Here is a 19803-nt window from a genome sequence, read left to right on the forward strand (position 1 = left end):
GCGCACTGGCCGCGGCGAATGAGGCATTTGCTGGGGTTGCCTGAGCCATCATGCCAGTTGCTGGGCTAGGGCGCCGTAACCGATTGGCGCTTTGAGACAGCGCTTAAAGCGCGAGTGGCAGCGGCAAGACCCAGCACGAGTTGGTTGCACTTACAGCTTGGCTTTCTAGCCAAAGCTTAGCCAAGCCAGGCAAACGGGCAGTGCTGACTACCCGTTTGCCTTCACCACGCCCCCTTGGTGCTGAACGGCCTTCCAGTACTAGACCCGGAACCGTCCGAGGAGGCGCTCTTGCTGGGTCACCTGTTCCACCATCGACTCACAATGCCGAACTTGTTCGGCAGAACCAGTGGACACCTCATAGCTGATATCGCGGATATTGGTGGTGTTGCGGTTGATCTCTTCGGTGGTCGCACTTTGCTCTTCGGCGGCCGTGGCGATTTGCAGGTTCATGTCGTTAATACGGGTGATGGCCGCACTGATTTGGCTGAGCATGGTGTTCGCCGCGCTGGCGTTTTGCGCTGTTTCGCTGGCGGAGTCACGACTTTGCTGCATCCGCACTTCGGCTTGACGCACGCCGGACTGCAGTTGATCGATCATCTGGCGAATCTCTTGGGTCGACTCCTGCGTGCGTGAGGCCAGGGAGCGCACTTCATCGGCCACTACCGCAAAGCCGCGACCGGATTCCCCGGCGCGGGCGGCTTCAATCGCCGCGTTGAGGGCCAGCAGGTTGGTCTGATCGGCAATGCTGGTAATCACCGATAGGATCGACTCGATGTTCTGACTGAGCTTGGACAGCATATTGATCGAGTGGCTGGTTTCGTTCATGTCCTCGGCCAGATTGAGAATCGCCTCGGTGGAACGCGACACCACCCGCACCCCTTCCTCCGTCTGGGCGTTGGCTTCCACTGCGGCTTGGGCGGCAGATTGCGCGTTGCGTGCCACCTCTTCAGCGGTCGAGGCCATTTCCTGCATGGCGGTGGCCAGCTGATCCAGCTCCTGCATTTGCTGTTGCAGGCTGAGGGCGCCCTGGTTCGCCGCGTGGGAGGTCAGGCCCGTGCTGTCTTTAACCTGCTGCGAGTTGCCCATTACGTCCTTGATCAGCTGCTGCAGAGTCTCGATAAAGCTGTTGAAGTCGCGGGCCAGCATGGATATTTCATCGTTGCCGCTGGCGGGTAAACGCCGTGTCAGGTCGCCTTGGCCGCTGTTCACCTCGCGCAGGGAGTTGTGCAGTTGGCCCAAGGGCTTGAGCAGGGCATTCATTAGCGCGATCAGCACGATCAGGCTGATGGCAACGCCCAACAGGGTGCCGATTACAGCGCGCCAGCTCAGGGTGTTAGCCTCGCTCATGATGATGTCTTTATCGATCACCACGCCGATATACCAGTCCATCCCCTTGAGGTTTTTCAGCGGCATAAACGACACCATCAGGTCCTTGTCGCCCACGCTGAGTTCGCTGAGGTGCGGTTCCAGCGCCGGGGTTTGCCCACCCAGCAATTCGCTGTAACTCTTGCCATCCAACTGGTGGTTGGGGTGGGCAATGATGTTGCCGTTTTTGCTCATCAGAAAGGCGTAGCCGGCACTGTTGAAGTCCAGCGTATTGATCGCATCGGAGAGGGTGTTGAGGCGGATATCGCCACCGATCACGCCCAATGCGCTGCCTTGGTCGGTGAGCGGCACCACCGCCGAGATCAGCACTTCGCCTGTGGTGCTATCCACATACGGTTCGGTCAATACGGCCTGTTTTGCCGAGATACCCACGGCATACCATGGCCGTTTGCGGCCATCCCACTCTGCGGCGGGGTTCCAGCTGTCGGTGTTTTTGATCGGCTTGCCGTCGCTGGTCAGGGTGCCAAAGACGAGGATGAACTCATTGCTCAAGGTGGGGGTGGTGATCACCCGCTGGACTTCTTCCGCGCTGTAATTGCGGTCGATTGTCTGCCCGGCGAGATCCATCAGACGCAGCTTGGCATTCAGCCAATTCTCGATTTGCTGCGCCAATGCGCCGCTGGTTTCGTCAATACTTTCACTGACTTGGGCGAGCAGTGCCTTACGCACTTGGGTGACCTGAACCCAAGACAACAGTGCAGTGGTCAGAAACAGCACAACGGCTGCTGCCAGACCCACTCTGTGCGAAATCTTCATGGTGCTTTCCCTTGTAGCTGCTTTGAGTGCTTATGTGTTGGCGTCTTTTTATAGTCGTGACTGGCGCGGTCCAGCCTATCCAGCATAGTCCGGCAAACGAGGGGTAATAGAAGTAGATGGCATATTGCCTTATATGCTGCGCAGGCGATCAGTCGTCATTGGCCTACGCTCGACTCATACAGTGCTCGGCCAACCGCAGCGGTTAGTGCTGGTGTTCTGTGCAAAAAGGCGCTGAGACAAGGCTAAAAGCCTTGTGCCAGAGGGTTTAGGCGGGCGTCCACAGCATTGCCCTATAAGCCGTCAGATCAGGAGAGGCGCTTGGTTTAGGCGCGCCCTGAGGCGGCCCGTGGTAGGGGCTGGCAAGGTGTTGCAAATCTTTTCTTTGCTCTGGGCGCAGGCGCAGAAGGCGGATCTATCCCTGGCTGTTGCTAGTGGGAGGGTGCAGCGAATACTGGCTGAGATTCGCGGTGGATACCCTGACACGCCTATAGTTGCTCAGCTGAGCTGGCTATGGGCGCGTGAGCAGAGGTACGGATTTAGGCGGCCTGGGCTGAAACAGGTTGTTGGTCGTGCTCAATCAGCAATTCAATCAAGGCTTGCGCCGCTGGCGATAAGCGATAACCGGCGCGGCTGACGATACCGCAGCGGGCTTTCAAACTGTCCAAATCGACCGGTAAATTGCGTAGGTGCAACTGGACAAACTCGCCGCGGGCAAAGGCCTCACTCATGGCCTCTTGGGTGCTGATGGCGATGGTCTGACTGTGCCGCACCAACTCCAGTAGCAAGGGGAAGTGCTCACATTCCACATGCTGCTCCAAATGGGTTTTGCCACTGAGGTTGGCCAGGGCCTTGTGCACGCCAATCGGCAGGCGGGAAGCGGCGAGGGGGTAGTCGAACAGATCGTTGGTCGACAGGCTTTCTTTGTCTAATAACGGATGCCCCGGCCGGCAGAAAAATACCCCGCTGCGCGGCCGTAGCAAGCGCGTCTGCACACTTGGGTCGGCCTCGAAGTGGCGCACGTCAGCGACAAAGAATTCGATCTCATCCCGGCTCAGGCTGCGGCTGAGGTTCTCCCAGTTGTTCACCTCAATGCGCGTGTGGATCTGTGGGTAACGCTGCATAAAGCCCAGCAGCGCCTCCGGCACCAGCTTGGCCGCCAGGGCCGGGCCGCAACCAAAATGCAGCTCGCCCGCATCGAGCTTGGTCATTTGGTTGATCTCATGGGTCAGGTTGGTCGCTCCGCGCACCAAGGCCAAGGCGTGCTGCAGTACCACCCGACCCTCCGGCGTAGGATGCAAATCCTTGCTGCCACGGTCGACCAACTGGCAACCCAACTCATGCTCAAGGCCTTGAATAGAGCGGCTAAATGCCGGTTGGGTAATGCCCATGGCATCGGCTGCGCGAACGAAACTACGATGCTCAGCCAGCGCTAAAAAGTAACGAAGTTGACGCAAATCCATGATGCATTCCTGGCATTCAAAATATACGGGGAAGGCATTTGCTGTGCCTTGGGTGCTGGTTTTAAATGCAGGCTCTTATTCCGTCAATTGAATAATTTTATAAATAATAGACTAAAAGGATATAAGCATATTGCTTAGCTCCAGCGGGGAAGGCCATGAACAGCAGTTCTTTTCGCGCAATTGCGCCCATCACTAAGACGCCATCGGCTGTCCGGCCTGTGTGCTGTTGTCGGCTCTGGCGCATGCGTTAGGGCGCGCGCAGCCACTGCGGAAATGCCCCGCCATTTGGCCCACATCTAAACCGATAAGCACTCCCAGGTTTGCCCTTTAACCACACACCCGTTGCGGCGGGTGGGGCGCCCTGTTGCCTGAAAGAACAACATAAAGACTTAAGGATTTGCCGATGCCTCACACACAACAACCTAGCGATCAGCATTCGTTTAACTTGCGCCCGTTAGTGCGGGCTTTGTCGACCTGGCGCCGGCCGCTGGTGCAATCATCCATCTGCCTGGCTCTGCTGGCTGTGGCCGGTCCGCCGAGCTTGTGGGCGGCCGAACAAGACCCTGCGCAAAGCGCTACGGCCAATAGCGCGGCGGCCGACGATGAGGTGGCGCTGAGCAAGGTCACAGTTACCGCGCGCCGCCGTGCTGAAGACGTACAGGACGTGCCGACTCCGATCACCACCTTAAGTGGCACCACCTTGGAGTCGCAGAAGATCACCAAGGTGCAGGATTTGCAGCAGGTGCTGCCTAGCGTCAACGTCGCGTTTATCCATGCCCGGCAGTCCAGTGTGGCGGTGCGCGGGATCGGCAATAACCCGGCGAGCGATGGCCTGGAGGGCAGTGCCGGGGTCTATCTCGATAACGTCTACTTAAGCCGCCCAGGCATGGCGGTGTTTGATCTGCTGGACATCGAGCAGCTGGAGTTACTGCGCGGGCCACAAGGCACCTTGTTCGGTAAAAACACCACGGCCGGCGTGCTCAATATCAGCACCCGCGCGCCGACCTTTGATACCGAGCGCAGCGTTGAGGTCAGCGGCGGCGAGGAAGGTTATTTCCAAGGTAAAGGCACGATTTCCGGTGCCTTAACCGACACCCTGGCCGGGCGTATTTCGGCCTATCGCACCCGCGACGACGGCTATATCAAAAACACCTACGACGGCCACAAACTCAATGGCGGTGAGCGCGAAGGGGTGCGCGGCCAGTTGCTGTTCAAACCCAATGATGATTTCAGCCTGCGCTGGATCACCGACTACAACCATGAAGATTCCAGCCAGGGGACCACCGTGCTGTACGGTGCGCCGGCCACCTATTGGGAACGGGCGGCGCTGGTCGGTGCCTCGCCCCATCGTGATCCGGATGATCACAAGGTCAACCTCGACAGCCGCCAGCATGTCAGCGTGCATCAAGGCGGCACTTCGCTGGAAGCAAACTGGCAACTCGATGGGGGCTACACCTTCACCTCCATCAGCGGTTACCGCTTCTGGAATTTCAGCCCGGCCAACGATGACACCACCGATGCCTCGGCCATCATCAACACCGGGGTTGAGGTGCATGATCGGCAGTTCTCCCAAGAGTTTCGCTTAGCTTCGCCCACTGGTGGTTTCTTCGACTATGTGGTCGGCGCCTATATCTTTAACTCCAACCTGGGCAACAAGAACTTCAGTGTGCTGGGCCCGGATGCGGATCGTTTCCTGTTGCCCACGGCCGTGAACGGTTTGGGCGCGCTGAATAACGTCACTAGCGTGACTAACGGTAAGGTCACCACCGAAAGTTATGCGCTGTTTGGTCAGGGCACTTGGCACCTGACGGATCGCCTTGATTTCACCGCCGGGGTGCGCGGCACCTATGAGGAGAAGGAAGCCAAGGTCGAGCGCTTTGCCCCGGTTGGCGGCGCGCCGGTTGGCGGCTTGGGCGCCTATGTGCGCAATCTGCAAGCCGGTGCCTATGACTCCGGCGACTTGAGCCTGCATAACGCTTCGCCTTCCGGTTTGCTCAGCCTGAGCTATCGCTTCACCCCGGATCTGCTCGGTTACGCCTCGCTGTCCCATGGTGAGAAGTCCGGTGGGGTCAACCTGGCTACCGCCAGTGCGCCAGCCCTCGGCGCTGACTCGCTGTTGGTCGGCCCGGAACGGGCCAACGATGCTGAGTTGGGCTTTAAGAGCACCTGGTTTAATCAACGCTTGCAGTTCAACGCCAACCTGTTCTGGACGGGTGTGCATGGCTACCAAGCCACCACCTTGGCGCAACCGGCCGGTTCAGTATTGCCGGTCGCGGTGCTGGCTAACGCCGGCAGCGTGCGTTCCCGTGGTGTGGAGTTTGAAGCCAGCGCCCGGCCGATTCGTGGCCTGACCTTGAACGTCAACGGCTCCTATAACGACGTCACTTACCTGTCGTTTAAAGATGCGCCATGCCCTGGCGAATCCACTGCCACCTCTTGCGACCTGACCGGTCAGCGCGTCGTGGGTGCGTCGAAATGGATCGGCAACTTCAACGGCGAATACAGCTGGAATCTGAGTAACGGCCTGCAGCCTTACGTCACTGGCAGCTACTCCTATCGCTCGGCGGCCGAAGGCACGCTGGATAACTCCAACCTTTCGAAGATTGACGGCTATGGCCTGGTCAACCTCTCGGCGGGGGTGCGCAGCGATCTAGGTGGCGGCCAGGTGGACGCCTCCGTGTGGGTTCGCAACCTCAACAACACTGATTACTACCTGGCGGCCTTCGCCACCATGAACGGCGCTTACACCGCGTCGGTGGGCCAACCGCGTACTGCAGGCGTTTCCCTGCGCTACGACTTCTAAGCACCTGATAGCAGCAAGCATGAGGACCAAGATATGAGCAACCTAGCGCAAAAAATCAGCCCCGTGACTTTGGACATTCACCCGGTGGCCGGGCGCATTGGCGCCGAGATTCGCGGGATCAAACTCACCGGTGATTTAGCCCCTGAGGTGGTGGCCGCCATCGAGGCGGCGTTGGTCGAGCACAAGGTGATCTTCTTCCGTCAGCAGGAGTTGGATGACCAGAGCCAGGAGGCTTTCGCCAGCCTGCTTGGCCAGCCCATTTCCCACCCCACCGTGCCGGTGCGTGATGGCACCCGTTATCTGCTGGAGCTGGATGGCGCCCGTGGTCAGCGGGCTAACTCCTGGCACACCGATGTGACCTTTGTCGAAGCCTATCCCAAGGCTTCTATCTTGCGTTCGGTGGTGGCCCCGGCTGCTGGTGGCGACACGATCTGGGCCAACACTGCCACGGCTTACAACGACCTGCCCGATGAGTTGCGCGAGCTGGCCGACAAGCTCTGGGCCGTGCACAGCAATGAATATGACTACGCCCACGGCAAGCGCAACGCTGACCCGGCGGTGCTGGAGGCCTATCGCAAAATCTTTGCCTCCACCGTCTATGAGACTGAGCACCCCTTGGTGCGAGTGCATCCGGTGAGCGGCGAGCGCAGTTTGATCCTGGGCCACTTTGTGAAGCGCATTAAGGGTTTTAGCGTGGCTGAATCGCAGAGCCTGTTTAACCTGCTGCAGAACTACGTGATTCGTCCGGAAAACACCGTGCGCTGGCGCTGGAACGTGGGCGATGTGGCGATCTGGGATAACCGCTCGACCCAGCATTATGCCGTCGACGATTACGCCGACCAGCCGCGCATCGTGCGGCGCGTGACCCTGGCCGGCGACGTGCCGGTGAGCATCGATGGCCAGCGCAGCCACGCCAGCGCTAAACACTAATGTTCAGGCCGCTACGGCGGCCTGCATCGCCAAGCTGTTAAGGACGTTTAATCATGAGTACTGCCGTTGCAGAACAGCGTTCAACGCAGTCTGGGCAAGCCGTTGCCGAGACCTTTCGCATTGAGCCCTTAGCCGCACCGCTAGGTGCGCAAGTCTATGGTGTTGATGGCCGTGAGCCGCTTAGCGCTCAGCAGATTTTGGCGCTGAAAGGCGCGCTGCAGGAACAGCATATTTTGATCTTCAAAAACCAGCAGTTAGATGATGCGCAGTTCCTGCGTTTTAGCACCTGGTTTGGCTCGGTGTTTCAGCCCCACCCGGACTTCGCCGTGCTGTCTTCCCAGGCCGATGGCCGTGCGCCGGAGATCGTCAAGGTGGCCAATACCGGCGACGGCGAGCTGGGCAACTATGCTTTGCCGGCGCACAGCGACCATCAGTGGACGCCGACCCCATCCTCCGGCTCCTTGCTCTACGCCCATGAGGTGCCGCAAGAGGGCGGCGAGACTATTTGGACCAATCTGGCGCTGGCCTACAGCAGCTTGGATGAGGCGACTAAGGCTGAAATCAAAGACCTGCGCCTGATCAACTACAACCCCTTTGTGCGGATCAAAAACGGTGGCTACAACGGTGGCTTTGTCACCTACCGCACACCCGATATCGAACCGATCCAAGGCACCGAGCATCCCTTGGTGCGTATCCATCCGGATAGCGGCAAGCCGCTGCTGTTTCTCAGTGTGCATACCGAGGTCGAGCTAGCTGGCTACGATCCTGAGCGTGGCCAGGCCTTGATTGCCAAGCTGCGTGAGCACTTGCAGAACCCCAGCTTCAGCTACACCCACCGTTGGCAAGTGGGCGACATCGTGTATTGGGATAACCAGGCCACGCTGCATGCCCGTAATGCCTTCCCGGCCAACCAGCGTCGGCGCATGCAGCGCATCAGTTTGGCCGGTAGTCGGCCGTTTTAAAATGCCCTAAGCCATTGAAAAACGGCCCAGTTCTAGCGATCTGGGCCGTTTTTTTGTGGCTTTTTTGCAGGCGTATCAATGCCTTGAGAGCATTTTTTACATGCTATTAAGGCATCGTAAAAATAACTTCATATAAATCAATAGCCTGTGAATTCTTATTCTTTTAAGTAATTAATGTCTTATTAAAAATTACTTTATGGGATAAGTCACAGCGTCAATGATTTCCCCGTGTTGCAGCGCTCTAGGACGCTGTCTAGCAGGCCGGAGAGGGAAGTCACCCGCCTGAGTAATCGTTAATTTTTAATCGTGTTCAGGAGTTTGCTGATGGGCAATGTGCTTACAGCTGATCATCCCAGCGAAGCGCTATGGCGGGAACTGCGCAGCCCAGGCGAAGTACTTGACCTTGGTGTGCCACTGCGCCAAGCCTTGGGCTTGCAGCGTTTGGCCGGTAAGCCGGGTAAGCCAACGCTGAGTCGGCGCGAAGGGATTTTACTGGGCTTGTTTGCCCTCACTCTGCACGGCGCAGTGCTCTACTGGTTAGCCCAGCGGCCTGAGCCGGTGCTGCCGGAAGTGCCGGTACAGATTCCACCGATGACCATTGAATTCGCCAGTCCGCCACCGCCGCCACCAGAGCCTGTGGTGCAGGAGGTGGTGAAGGCGCCGGAGCCGGTGGTGGATGAGTTGGCAGTGAAGAAGCCAGAACCGCCAAAGCCGCTACCTAAGCCAAAACCGCAGCCACCGAAACCTAAGCCTGTACCGCCGCAACCTGCGCCGCCTAAAGCTGTGGAGCCGCCTCCAGCGCCGACGCCCGCACCAGTGGCAGCCGCCCCCGCGCCTGCGCCGACCCTAACGCCACCTTCAGCCAATGCGGCCTATCTGAAGAACCCGGCGCCGGAATACCCAAGCCTGGCGCAGCGCCGTGGTTGGGAGGGCACGGTGTTGCTGCGGGTACGCGTGCTGGCTAGCGGCAAGCCGGGTGACATCCAGATTCAACAAAGCAGTGGCCGCGATGTGCTGGACCAGGCCGCAGTAAGAGCGGTGCAGCGTTGGTCGTTTGTTCCGGCTAAGCGCGGCGATGTAGCCCAGGAAGGCTGGGTGAGTGTGCCGCTGGATTTCAAATTGAATTAATCCGCAGCGCTGCCCAGCAGCGCCGCCAAGAGATACGGCCTAGGCCTGAATAATTTTTACGTTTTAAGGAGAGCAGCATGAACCTATTAGTCGATTCGCCTCTGCAATCAGTTGAGCACGCCGTGATCTGGCTGCTGATTGGCTTCTCGGTGGTGACCTGGGGCTTGGCCCTGATCAAGGGCATTCAGTTTGCCCGCCAGCGTTATCAAGATCGTAAATTCGAGAAGCAATTCTGGAGTGCCACCAGTTTGGATTCCGCCGCTGAGCTGGGGCAAAACCAGTCTGGCGCCGTGGCCCACTTGGCCCAAGCGGGTTTCGCCGCGATTCAAGTTCAAGAGGCCGGTCAGCCAGGCGACCTGAGCCAGGCGATCAATCATCAAGACCGCTTGGAGCGCGCCCTGCGTCAGCAAATTCAGCGTGAACGCCGCTCCTTGGAGTCGGGCTTGGCGGTGGTCGCTTCGATTGGTTCGACTTCGCCCTTTATCGGTCTGTTCGGCACCGTGTGGGGCATCATGGAAGCACTCAAAGGCATCAGCCTGGCCGGTAACGCCAGCCTGGAAACCGTCGCTGGGCCTATCGGCGCGGCACTGGTGGCGACGGGTGTGGGCATCGCGGTGGCAGTACCTGCGGTGCTGGTTTACAACTACTTCCTGCGTCGCCTGAAGCTGACTGCGGCTGATCTGGACGACTTCGCCCATGACTTCTACAGCCTGGCGCAGAAGAGTGCCTTCAAGGTCATCGTCCATCCGGCCAGCAAGCGCAGTGCGGCTCCCACTGGCGGTCTGAAAGTGCAGGAGGCCTCCTAACATGGCCTTCTCAACCCAAGACAGTGATGAAGTGCTGAGTGAAATCAACGTCACGCCACTGGTCGATGTGATGCTGGTACTGCTGGTGGTGTTTATCGTCACCGCCCCCCTGTTGACCAACTCGATTCCGATCAACTTGCCGAAGACTGAAGCCGTAGCTCCGGCGGATCAAAAAGATCCGCTGGTGATCAGCATCGATGCCGAAGGCCAGTTGTTTATCAATAAAGATCAAATTCAGCCCGAGCTGTTGGAAAGCAATCTGGCTGAAGCCAAGGCCAAAGACGCCGAGATCAAAGTGCAGTTGCAGGCTGATGATCAGGTGGGTTACGGCACCGTGGCTAAAGCCATGGCGGCGATTGAGCGGGCCGGGATTACCAAGCTGGCGGTGATTACCGCGCGCTAAAGTTTTGGGCCACAGATTCTGGCAGGGAAACTGTGGTCCTATTTTTATTCATGACGGCTTAGCTACTGAGCTAGAGCAAAGCCCGTCAGGCCAGAGCGAAGCTGGCCACGCTTTGGGATATGCCAGGACGCGCTTGTCGTGCTCCTGGCATTTTTTTGCCTGCTTAATGGCTGAGCTGGGTGTGCTGAACCGCGTTTGGTTTAGGTAACCAGCAGGCCAGTGTGGCAGTCATCAGCAGCATCAAAATGCCGAACAGCGGCAGGTGCGGCAGGCCCAGCTGGGCGCTCAGCCACAGGCCACCAAACCACGCGCCGGAGGCATTGCCCAGGTTAAACGCGGCATGGCTTAGGGTAGCTGCCAGGCTGGCGGATTCGCCGGCTTGCTCCACTAGGGCGATTTGCAGCGGAGTGGAAATGGCAAAACTGGCCACGCCCCACAGCAGCAGCGCCGCCATCACCAAAATCCACTGTTCAGAGAAGACAAACAAACTGAGCAGCGCCACGGCACTGGTCAGCATGGCCAGCGGCACCGCGTAGGGGATGCCGCGATCGGCCAGGCGTCCACCAAGCAGGTTGCCTAGAGTCAAGCCCACGCCCACTAACAACAGCGCGGTATTGGTCAGTTGTGCGCTAAAGCCGCTGACTTCGCGCAGCAGCGGGCTGATGTAAGTGAATACGCTAAACAGCGCCACCGACGACAGGCAGCAGACCAGCAAGGTGTGCAACACCGGCCGACGCATGATGCCGCTCCAGCTGCCGGCGCTGTTGCGTACTGGGCGCGCAGTGGCGGGCAGCCACAGAAACTGCGCGATGAGTGTCAGCAGGCCAATAAAAGCCACGACAAAGAAGGTCATGCGCCAGCTGGTGCTCTGGCCCAGCCAGGCACCCAAGGGCACACCCAGTACGTTGGCGATGGTTAAGCCGCTGATCACCAAGGCCATGGCCGAAGCTTTGCGGTGGGCTGGAGCCAGATCGCGGGCGAGCAGGGTGGCACAGCCAAAGAAGCCGGCATGGCTGATCGCGGTAAGCAAGCGCGCGCCGAGCAGCCAGTAATAGTCCGGGGCCAGGGCGCAGGCTAAGTTGCCTAAGGTGTAAGCCAGCATCAACAGGATGACCGCTTGCCGGCGCGGCGCGCGATCCAACATTGGCCCTAGCAGCGGCGCACCGACCACCACGCCCATGGCGTAGGCGCTGACCAGCAGCCCGGCGTTGGCCAGGCTCACCTGCAAGTCGGCGGCGATCTCTGGCAGTAAGCCCATGATGATGAACTCGCTGCTACCTACCACAAAGCCGCCAAGGGCCAAGGCTAGCAGCGGTAAAGATAGAAGTCGTGAAGTGGGCATTGCAGACAGGCTCGTTGATCCTAGGGCGGCGCATTCTAGGCGCTTTTGGGCGGCTTGCGTTGGCCTTTTGCCTGTTTGCACGGCAGTTGATCGGACGTCTCTAGCAGCGGCTACTTGAGCGCGCTTGCCAGGGAATCTTATCGGACCACTGCCAGTCAGATAGTTACGCCTGGTTGCTCTAGTCTGAGTGATGAAGGCAGGGAACGCTGGTTTTTATATTCGATTAAGTTTGGCAAATAAAATAAATAATTATTTTTTGGATATATGTGATGGGCATAGAGTTGGCCTCACTGCGGCCTAGCAGGTCACCTGCCCAGCCCGACTAGCCCATTAGAGGATGCGTCATGTCAGCTCTTGCTTCGCTTGTCCCTGCCGATGATTTGCAACGTCCACAAAACCTGCGCAGCGTGTTAGCGCAAAACCCGGAACAACTGCTGTCACGCGGGCGTGCCCGCGGCGCGCTGAATCAAATCAGCTATGCCGGCAGTCTCTATCCTCCTGAGGCATGGGCGCTGATCGAAGCTGGCGCCGTGCAGCTGGTCGATGTGCGCACTGCAGAAGAACTCAAATTCGTCGGGCATGTACCCAACGCTCTGCATGTGGCCTGGCAAACCGGCCCGGCGATGATCAAAAACCCCCGTTTCCTGCGTGAGCTAGAGCTTAAAGCCGGCCGCGACAAACCCGTGGTGCTGTTGTGCCGCAGTGGCAAACGTTCTGCCGCCGCTGCCAGCGCTGCCGCAGCGGCTGGTTTTAGCCAAGTGTTTAATGTACTTGAAGGCTTCGAAGGCGATCTGGATACCCAGCAGCAGCGCGGCGAAAGCGGTGGCTGGCGGCATTGGGGTTTGCCTTGGGTGCAAGATTAAACGCACGCGGTGCCCATCTCCTTTAACCGATTTTTTGCTGTGCTCAGCCTAGGGCTGGGCGCTGGGAATGCGTATGTCTGAAAAGCTTAAGAGTGCCCTGGAAGGCCTCACCCCAACTCCAGTGGAGGCCGTGGTGCGTCCGGTTAACTGGCAGTTGGATAACATTGTTGAGGAACTGCGCGGGGTCCGTGCCGAGTGGCGTAGCAGCACCGGTCGGGCACGCGAATTAGGCGGCCGCGAATTGCCCTCGCGCCAAGCCATCAGTGACATCATCCAAGCCTTAAGCGGCGCGTTGTTCCCGATGCGTTTGGGGCCGAACGAGTTGCGTGAGGAAAGTGAAGACTTTTACGTCGGCCACACCCTCGATACTGCCCTTAATAGCTTGCTGACCCAAGTACGCTTGGAGTTGCGCTATATCGCCCGTCTGCGTGGCGAGGACGATCCGCATATCGACCATCAGGCAGTACAGCGCGTGCGAGAGTTTGCCAGCAGTTTGCCGGCGTTGCGCCGCACTCTGGATCACGATGTAATTGCCGCCTTTAACGGCGATCCGGCGGCGCGTACCGTGGATGAAGTGCTGTTGTGCTACCCAGGGATTATCGCGGTGATTCACCACCGTATTGCCCACCATTTATACAAAGCCGACCTGACCCTGCTGGCGCGGATCATCTCTGAGCTGGCCCACTCGGCCACCGGTATTGATATTCACCCCGGCGCACAAATCGGTAATAGCTTCTTTATCGATCACGGTACTGGCGTGGTGATTGGAGAAACTGCTGTGATTGGTGACAGAGTTCGCATTTATCAGGCTGTCACTTTAGGTGCCAAACGCTTTACTTCAGATGAGTTCGGCGCGTTGCACAAAGGTGAACCGCGTCACCCAATAGTTGAAGACGATGTTGTGATTTACGCCGGGGCCACCATCCTCGGGCGGATCACCATCGGTAAAGGTTCCATCATCGGTGGAAATGTCTGGCTGACTCGCAGCGTGCCCCAAGGCAGCAACGTCAGTCAGGCCAGTGCGCAACATCAACCAGGCAACGCGGGGTAGTCCTGTGACCAACCTTTCGGCCCTGTGCCCAACAGTGTGTTGTGTAAGATCGAGGTTCGCCTAGACGTTAGAGCTTTTTACGCGAAGCCAGGGATTACACAGCAGCTATCTATAAGACTTTTCGGAGCAATCTATGGCTGACAATCAGGATGTACGCTTGGCGTTAGGGGATAACGCCGCGCGGCAATTGGCAAACGCGACAAAGACTGTACCGCAACTTTCCACCATCACCCCCCGCTGGCTCGTGCATTTATTGCAATGGACGCCCGTGGAGGCGGGTATCTTTCGCCTGAACAAGGTGAAAAACCCACTCAATGTGCAAGTCGCCTGCTCGCAGCGCGATGAGTCGGCGTTGCCGCAGACTTTTGTCGATTATGAGGAGCATCCTCGGGAGTACTTCCTCAATGCGGTGAGCACCATCTTGGATGTGCACACCCGCGTTTCCGACCTGTACAGCAGCCCCCATGATCAGATCCGCGAGCAATTGCGCCTGACCATCGAAACCATCAAAGAGCGTCAGGAAAACGAACTGATCAATAACCCCGAATACGGGCTCCTGGCCAGCGTCGACTCGACTCAGCGTATCTCCACCCTGACCGGTGCGCCGACCCCTGATGATCTGGATGAGCTGATCACCAAGGTGTGGAAAGAGCCTGCGTTCTTCCTTGCCCACCCACTGGCCATTGCCGCCTTTGGCCGTGAATGTACCCGCCGTGGTGTACCGCCGCCGACCATCAGCCTGTTCGGCTCGCAGTTCCTGACCTGGCGTGGCCTGCCGCTTATTCCATCGGACAAAGTAGCGATTGATGAAGACGGCAAAACCAAGATTTTGCTGCTGCGCGTTGGCGATAAGCGCCAGGGCGTGATTGGTCTGTATCAGCCCGGTGTGGCCGGTGAACAAAGCCCAGGCCTGTCAGTGCGCTTCATGGGGATTAACCGCAACGCTATCGCGTCCTACCTGATCTCGCTGTACTGCTCCTTGGCCGTACTGACTGAGGATGCACTGGCAGTACTCGATGACGTGGAGGTCGGCAAATATCATGACTATCCAGACACCTACAAGTAACCCAGGCGCTGGTGGCGAACAGGCGGCAGCGGGCTTGCCCGATATTGGCGCGCTCAGCCGCTTGGCCAATGAGTTTTTTGCCAGCTTGCCGGGTGCGCCGACGCCAGGTGTGTCTGGCTTGGCTGTGCCCAGCCAGGCGGCGCCTAGCGCTGGTGGTTCGGCTCCTGGCGCGGCTTCGCCTAGCTTGCAGGCCCACGAGCCGGCCCAGCAGGGGCTACCGGCAGGGACGGCGGATGGCTATGACTTGGGCACGCCGCAGGCCTATACCGCAGCCATTCCGCAGGTGTATCCGGGGGCTTCGATTATTGCTCCGAATGCCGGCGGGGTACCTGCACCATCGGCGTTTTACTTTGCTAATAACCAGCCAGCAGCTGGGGCGCCTACGCAAGACGTAGGGCAGGAGCCGGAAAGCACCGTGCAGGCGCAGAGCTTTGGCTTACCCGGTGGCGCTGAGCTTGCGCAAATCGTTCAGGGCATTGTCGCCGGGCAGCAACCGCAGCCTTTGGCGCTGGGTACAGGTAATGGGCCGCAGTCGGGCGGGCAGTTTTACTTTCTCGAACAAGCCGGGGCCAGTCAGCCCGGGCAAGGGCGGGGCAGTGAGCCACGGCGGCCGGAGCAGGGGCGGTTTGACTCGGGCAGCAGTGCCCGTTTGCAGCCCGCGCCGGCCGGCCATGATCGCCCGCAGGGGCAAAGTGCCTTTGACGTGCATGCGGTGCGGCGGGATTTTCCGATCCTCAGTGAGCGGGTTAATGGCAAGCCACTGGTGTGGTTTGACAACGCCGCCACCACGCAAAAGCCGCAGGTGGTGATTGATCGGTTGGCTTACTTCTATCAACACGAGAACTCCAATATCCACCGCGCTGCCCATGAGCTGGCTGCTCGCGCCACCGATGCTTACGAAGGCGCACGCAACACTGCGGCACGTTTTCTCGGCGCGCGCTCCAGCGATGAAATCATCTTTGTTCGCGGTGCTACGGAGGGCATCAACCTGGTGGCCAATACCTTTGGCCGCAAGTACATCGGCGCCGGCGACGAGATTATCGTCTCGCACCTGGAGCACCACGCCAACATCGTGCCGTGGCAGCAATTAGCGGCCGAAGTCGGGGCGAAGATCAAGGTGATTCCGGTGGACGATTCGGGGCAAATCATCCTCGAAGAGTTCATCAAGCTGCTCTGCTCGCGTACTAAGTTGGTGGCCATTACCCAGGTCTCCAACGCCTTGGGCACGGTGACTCCCGTGGCGGAGATCATTGCCCTGGCCCATGGTGTGGGCGCGCGGGTACTGGTGGATGGAGCGCAGTCGGTGTCGCACTTGCGGGTGAATGTGCAGGCACTGGGGGCGGACTTCTTTATCTTCTCCGGGCACAAGATTTTTGGCCCAACTGGCATCGGTGTGGTCTACGGCAAAGCCGATTTGCTTGCCACGCTGCCGCCTTGGCAGGGTGGCGGCAATATGATTGCCGACGTGACCTTCGAGAAGACCCAGTATCAACCGGCACCGGCGCGATTTGAGGCCGGCACTGGCAACATTGCAGATGCGGTAGGGCTAGGCGCGGCGCTGGATTATGTCGAGCGTATCGGCCTGGAAAATATCTACCGCTATGAGCATGACTTGCTGGTGTACGCCACCCATGGTCTGCGGCAAATCCCCGGTTTGCGTCTGATCGGCACGGCGGCCCACAAGGCCAGCGTGTTGTCCTTTGTCCTCGACGGTTACCGTACAGAAGAGGTGGGCGCAGCGCTAAACCGCGAAGGCATCGCCGTGCGCTCCGGACACCACTGTGCGCAGCCGATCCTGCGCCGCTTTGGCGTGGAGGCTACGGTACGACCATCCCTGGCGTTCTATAACACCTACGCCGAGGTGGATTTGCTGGTGGATACCGTGCAGCGTTTAGCGCGCTATAAGCGTTAGTTTGGCTATGGCGCAGCGGCGTTTTAAGCGCTGCGCCATGCTAAGCAAGCGCTAAGGGAAACATGGCAACGCCGCGATTGTGTAAGCAGTCGCGGCGTTTTGCTGTGTGCTGTTTGCTTGAATAGTGGCTTGAGCCGGTAGCGCTGTTTGACCGTTGTGCACGGTGCTGTGCTGCCTGCAGATAGCAGCAAACCCGACTGCGGTGCGCCGCAGTCGGGTTTGCTGGGGTGGTTGAGGTTTACCTGCGGCGTTTAGATCACATAAAAACCGTGGGTGCCGTCGCGGCTCAGTTGCTCCACTAGGCCGAACTCCCAGTCCAGATAGCCTTGCATGGCTTCACGAGGGTTATCGGTGCCTTCATAGGGGCGGCGATAACGATCGCTGCGCGGCACGGCTAGGCGCTGCTCGCCAGCTTCCAGCGGCAAGGCGGCAGCGGCCCAAGCGCCGTGGCCACCCTCCAGAACATACACCGGCTTGTTGGTCAGCTCTTGCAGTTCGGCCACGACAAAGCGTGCCAGCAGGCTGCTGCCGCAGGTCAGCACATAGCGCTCAGCCACTGGGATCTGCTCCAAGGCTTGCGGCAGTTGCGCGCGAATCGCCCACCAGGCGCCGGGGATATGTCGGGCGACATAATTGGCGCTGGAGGTGAAGTCCAGCACTTGGGTGTCGCCAGCGGCCAGCCACTGCGTCAGGGTTTGTGGATCGATCGCTGGCGGTTGTGGCACGGGCGGCAGTGGCGCCTGCCACGCGCCGGTTTGGCTGAACGCGCTGCGCTCCAGAGCATCGAGCACATAGACCTGCCAACCCATCTGGGCCAGCCAAGAGGCACTCATATTGGCGCGCACGCCATCGTCGTCGACCAACACCAAGCGGGCACCGCGCACGCTGGCGAAGTGATCGGTTTCCTGCACCAGTTGGCCACCTGGAGTAGAGCGGGCGCCAGGCAGGTGACCGGCTTCAAATTCTTCCGGAGTGCGCACATCAAACAGGTAAGTGGTGCGGCTGGCGTCAGCTTGCCAGAGGGTTAAATCCTCCAAGCTGGCGCGGCCTACACGGGCTTTGTCGGCCACGGCGCGGGCCGACTGGGCGGCAGTTTGTTGCGTGCTGCTGCTGACCTCAGGAAAGCGGCGGCTCTGGCCGTGCTCGAGTTTTTGTCCGGCCAAGGTCCAGCCGATAGTGCCATTACGCAGGGCCGCCACCGGGTTGGGGATGCCCGCATTAACCAGAGACTGGGTGCCGATAATGCTGCGCGTACGCCCAGCGCAGTTAACGATGATTTGCGTGTTGGGGTTAGGCGCCAATTCACGGGCGCGCAGGACCAGCTCCGCCCCCGGTACGCTGATGCCGCTGGGGATGCTCATGGTCTGGTATTCATCAAAGCGCCGCGCATCCAACACCACCACATCGGCGTGCTGCTCAAGCAGGGCTTGCACTTCCTCCGCAGCTAGGGATGGGGTATGGCGCTGGCTTTCCACCAACTCGCCAAAGGCTTTGCTGGGTACGTTGACGTCGCGGAACAGCTCACCGCCGGCATCGCGCCAGCCGGTTAAGCCGCCCGCCAACAGCGCCACGTCGACATAACCCAGCGCTTGTAGGCGTTTAACCGCCTGCAGGGCCAGGCCTTCACCGTCGTCATACAGGGTGATTGACGTGTCGCGGCGGGGCACTCGCGCATAGATTTCCAGCTCAAGTTTCGACAGCGCAATATTGGCAGCAAACAACGGGTGCTCTTCGGCGAATGGCGCTTCTTCGCGCACATCAATCAAGGCCAGCTCTTGCTTATCTAACAATGCTTGGCGGATGGCGGCGTAACTGCGGGTTGGGATTGCGCTCATGCAAGGTTCTCTTTCGACAGGTCCCAGAGATTGGGCAAGTGGAGGTTGGAATAGCCGGAGATAAAGGCTTTTTCGCTGCCATCAGGTTGGTAAACGGCGCGGCGCACAGCGCCGATATTGCCGCCATACACATGGATGCTGATTGAGGTTCGATCGCTAAAGGCATTGCTGACTTGATGGATATCGCCCACCTGCGGAGATACCGCTTCCACATCGCCGGGCTCTAAACGCACGAGCGCGCCCTCGGCGTGCAGGCCGCCATCAGGATGATGATTAAAGCCCTGGGCTAACTCAGCTCCGCGCAACATGCCGATCAGGCCCCACACCCGGTGATCATGCACCGGCGTGGTTTGCCCAGGGCCCCAGACAAAACTCACCACCGAGAAACGCTGGCGCGAGTCGCAGTGCAGGAGAAATTGCTGGTAACGCTCTGGGTTAGGTTGGGCGAACTCATCGGGTAGCCAGTCGTCATGGCTGACCAGTTGCTTAAGCAGTTGGCTGCCTTGTTCAAGAATCACCCCCTCTGTCGGCTGGCGGTCTAGCAGGGCGGCGAGTTGATCAATAAAGCTGCGTAGCCGGTGCAGTTGGAGTGGCTTGCTCATAGGGATATCCATGGTTCGATGAGGCTAAGGTAACAACCAACTTAACATCATTAAAATTCAATTTATTCATAAGCTAATATGCGAATCTAGAATCTATCTGCCGATGGCTGATGCATTCGTGCCGGTTCCTCGCTGTGCCCGTGCCCGCCAACCTGAGCTGAGTCTTAGGCAATCTATACCCGTTACTACGCCGCTGTCTGTGCTCCATCAACAGACGCTCGCCTAGCTCGCAGCTTTGCCAGGAACAACGCTGTAGTGCAAGCATTCTGAGCCATGTCTCGCCACGCTAAAAATGCGTAACAGGCAAAATTTGACGAATATTGAATGCCTGTTTTGCATATTAGGTTATGCCTAAATTGAATTTCACAGCGAGAGAGGATGTCATTACTTTTATAAGTGTTCGTTAGGCATCAGTGTCTTCTTATAATCAAAAGACCGATTGCGCTGGCTAAATGCACAACCTACACAGGAGCGCATCATGCGCGCTGAAATTATCGG

Annotated in this window: 15 protein-coding genes; 10 read left to right on the plus strand and 5 right to left on the minus strand. The window is 58.8% G+C overall.

Features of this window, described 5'->3' with window-relative positions; all coding sequences use genetic code 11:
• Positions 1–258: 258 nt before the first annotated feature.
• Together NTD81_RS05890 and NTD81_RS05895 are read right to left on the minus strand one after the other, a co-directional pair.
• A complete protein-coding gene (locus tag NTD81_RS05890) occupies positions 259–2142 on the minus strand; it encodes a methyl-accepting chemotaxis protein (RefSeq protein WP_262180464.1) in 1884 nt (627 codons plus the stop codon).
• Positions 2143–2678: 536 nt separating this feature from the next.
• A complete protein-coding gene (locus NTD81_RS05895; RefSeq protein WP_262180466.1) occupies positions 2679–3602 on the minus strand; it encodes a LysR family transcriptional regulator in 924 nt (307 codons plus the stop codon).
• A 445-nt stretch (positions 3603–4047) separates the two neighbouring features.
• Here NTD81_RS05895 and NTD81_RS05900 point away from each other — a divergent pair, with 445 nt between their 5' ends.
• The 6 genes from NTD81_RS05900 to NTD81_RS05925 all read left to right on the plus strand — a co-directional run bounded on the left by NTD81_RS05900 (position 4048) and on the right by NTD81_RS05925 (position 10634).
• Positions 4048–6405 (plus strand): TonB-dependent receptor, encoded by a 2358-nt coding sequence (locus NTD81_RS05900; protein WP_410017130.1) that lies wholly within the window; start codon positions 4048–4050, stop codon positions 6403–6405.
• A 33-nt stretch (positions 6406–6438) separates the two neighbouring features.
• Entirely contained in the window at positions 6439–7335 is an 897-nt protein-coding gene (locus NTD81_RS05905) for a TauD/TfdA dioxygenase family protein (protein ID WP_262180469.1), read from the plus strand.
• Positions 7336–7388: 53 nt separating this feature from the next.
• Positions 7389–8297: a TauD/TfdA dioxygenase family protein gene (locus NTD81_RS05910; protein ID WP_262180471.1), complete on the plus strand. Its 909-nt coding sequence runs from the start codon at positions 7389–7391 to the stop codon at positions 8295–8297.
• A 324-nt stretch (positions 8298–8621) separates the two neighbouring features.
• Positions 8622–9425: an energy transducer TonB gene (locus NTD81_RS05915; RefSeq protein ID WP_262180473.1), complete on the plus strand. Its 804-nt coding sequence runs from the start codon at positions 8622–8624 to the stop codon at positions 9423–9425.
• A 77-nt stretch (positions 9426–9502) separates the two neighbouring features.
• Positions 9503–10231, plus strand: a complete 729-nt coding sequence (locus NTD81_RS05920; protein ID WP_262180475.1) for a MotA/TolQ/ExbB proton channel family protein — start codon at positions 9503–9505, stop codon at positions 10229–10231.
• Between the two features lies 1 nt (position 10232).
• Positions 10233–10634 (plus strand): ExbD/TolR family protein, encoded by a 402-nt coding sequence (locus NTD81_RS05925; protein WP_262180477.1) that lies wholly within the window; start codon positions 10233–10235, stop codon positions 10632–10634.
• Positions 10635–10797: 163 nt separating this feature from the next.
• On the opposite strand, the gene NTD81_RS05930 is transcribed toward NTD81_RS05925, so the two are convergent.
• Positions 10798–11976, minus strand: a complete 1179-nt coding sequence (locus tag NTD81_RS05930; RefSeq protein ID WP_262180479.1) for an MFS transporter — start codon at positions 11974–11976, stop codon at positions 10798–10800.
• A 344-nt stretch (positions 11977–12320) separates the two neighbouring features.
• Here NTD81_RS05930 and NTD81_RS05935 point away from each other — a divergent pair, with 344 nt between their 5' ends.
• From NTD81_RS05935 to NTD81_RS05950, 4 genes are all read left to right on the plus strand, one after another.
• Positions 12321–12839: a rhodanese-like domain-containing protein gene (locus tag NTD81_RS05935; RefSeq protein WP_262180481.1), complete on the plus strand. Its 519-nt coding sequence runs from the start codon at positions 12321–12323 to the stop codon at positions 12837–12839.
• A gap of 73 nt (positions 12840–12912) precedes the next feature.
• Positions 12913–13890, plus strand: a complete 978-nt coding sequence (gene epsC, locus NTD81_RS05940) for a serine O-acetyltransferase EpsC (protein ID WP_262180483.1) — start codon at positions 12913–12915, stop codon at positions 13888–13890.
• Positions 13891–14023: 133 nt separating this feature from the next.
• On the plus strand, positions 14024–14956 hold the full coding sequence (locus tag NTD81_RS05945; protein WP_262180485.1) for a family 2A encapsulin nanocompartment shell protein: 933 nt from the start codon (positions 14024–14026) through the stop codon (positions 14954–14956).
• Positions 14931–16868, plus strand: a complete 1938-nt coding sequence (locus NTD81_RS05950) for a family 2A encapsulin nanocompartment cargo protein cysteine desulfurase (RefSeq protein ID WP_262180487.1) — start codon at positions 14931–14933, stop codon at positions 16866–16868. The genes NTD81_RS05945 and NTD81_RS05950 overlap by 26 nt, the downstream gene beginning before the upstream one ends.
• Before the next feature lie 251 nt (positions 16869–17119).
• Here NTD81_RS05950 and NTD81_RS05955 read toward each other — a convergent pair whose 3' ends face one another.
• Positions 17120–18703: a rhodanese homology domain-containing protein gene (locus tag NTD81_RS05955; protein ID WP_262180489.1), complete on the minus strand. Its 1584-nt coding sequence runs from the start codon at positions 18701–18703 to the stop codon at positions 17120–17122.
• Positions 18700–19305 carry a cysteine dioxygenase gene (locus tag NTD81_RS05960; RefSeq protein ID WP_262180492.1) on the minus strand — a complete coding sequence of 202 codons (606 nt, stop codon included), beginning with the start codon at positions 19303–19305 and terminating at the stop codon, positions 18700–18702. The genes NTD81_RS05955 and NTD81_RS05960 overlap by 4 nt, the downstream gene beginning before the upstream one ends.
• Between the last annotated feature and the right edge of the window lie 498 nt (positions 19306–19803).

The organism is Pseudomonas sp. 5P_3.1_Bac2 (assembly GCF_025465995.1).
Taxonomy (GTDB): Bacteria; Pseudomonadota; Gammaproteobacteria; order Pseudomonadales; family Pseudomonadaceae; genus Aquipseudomonas.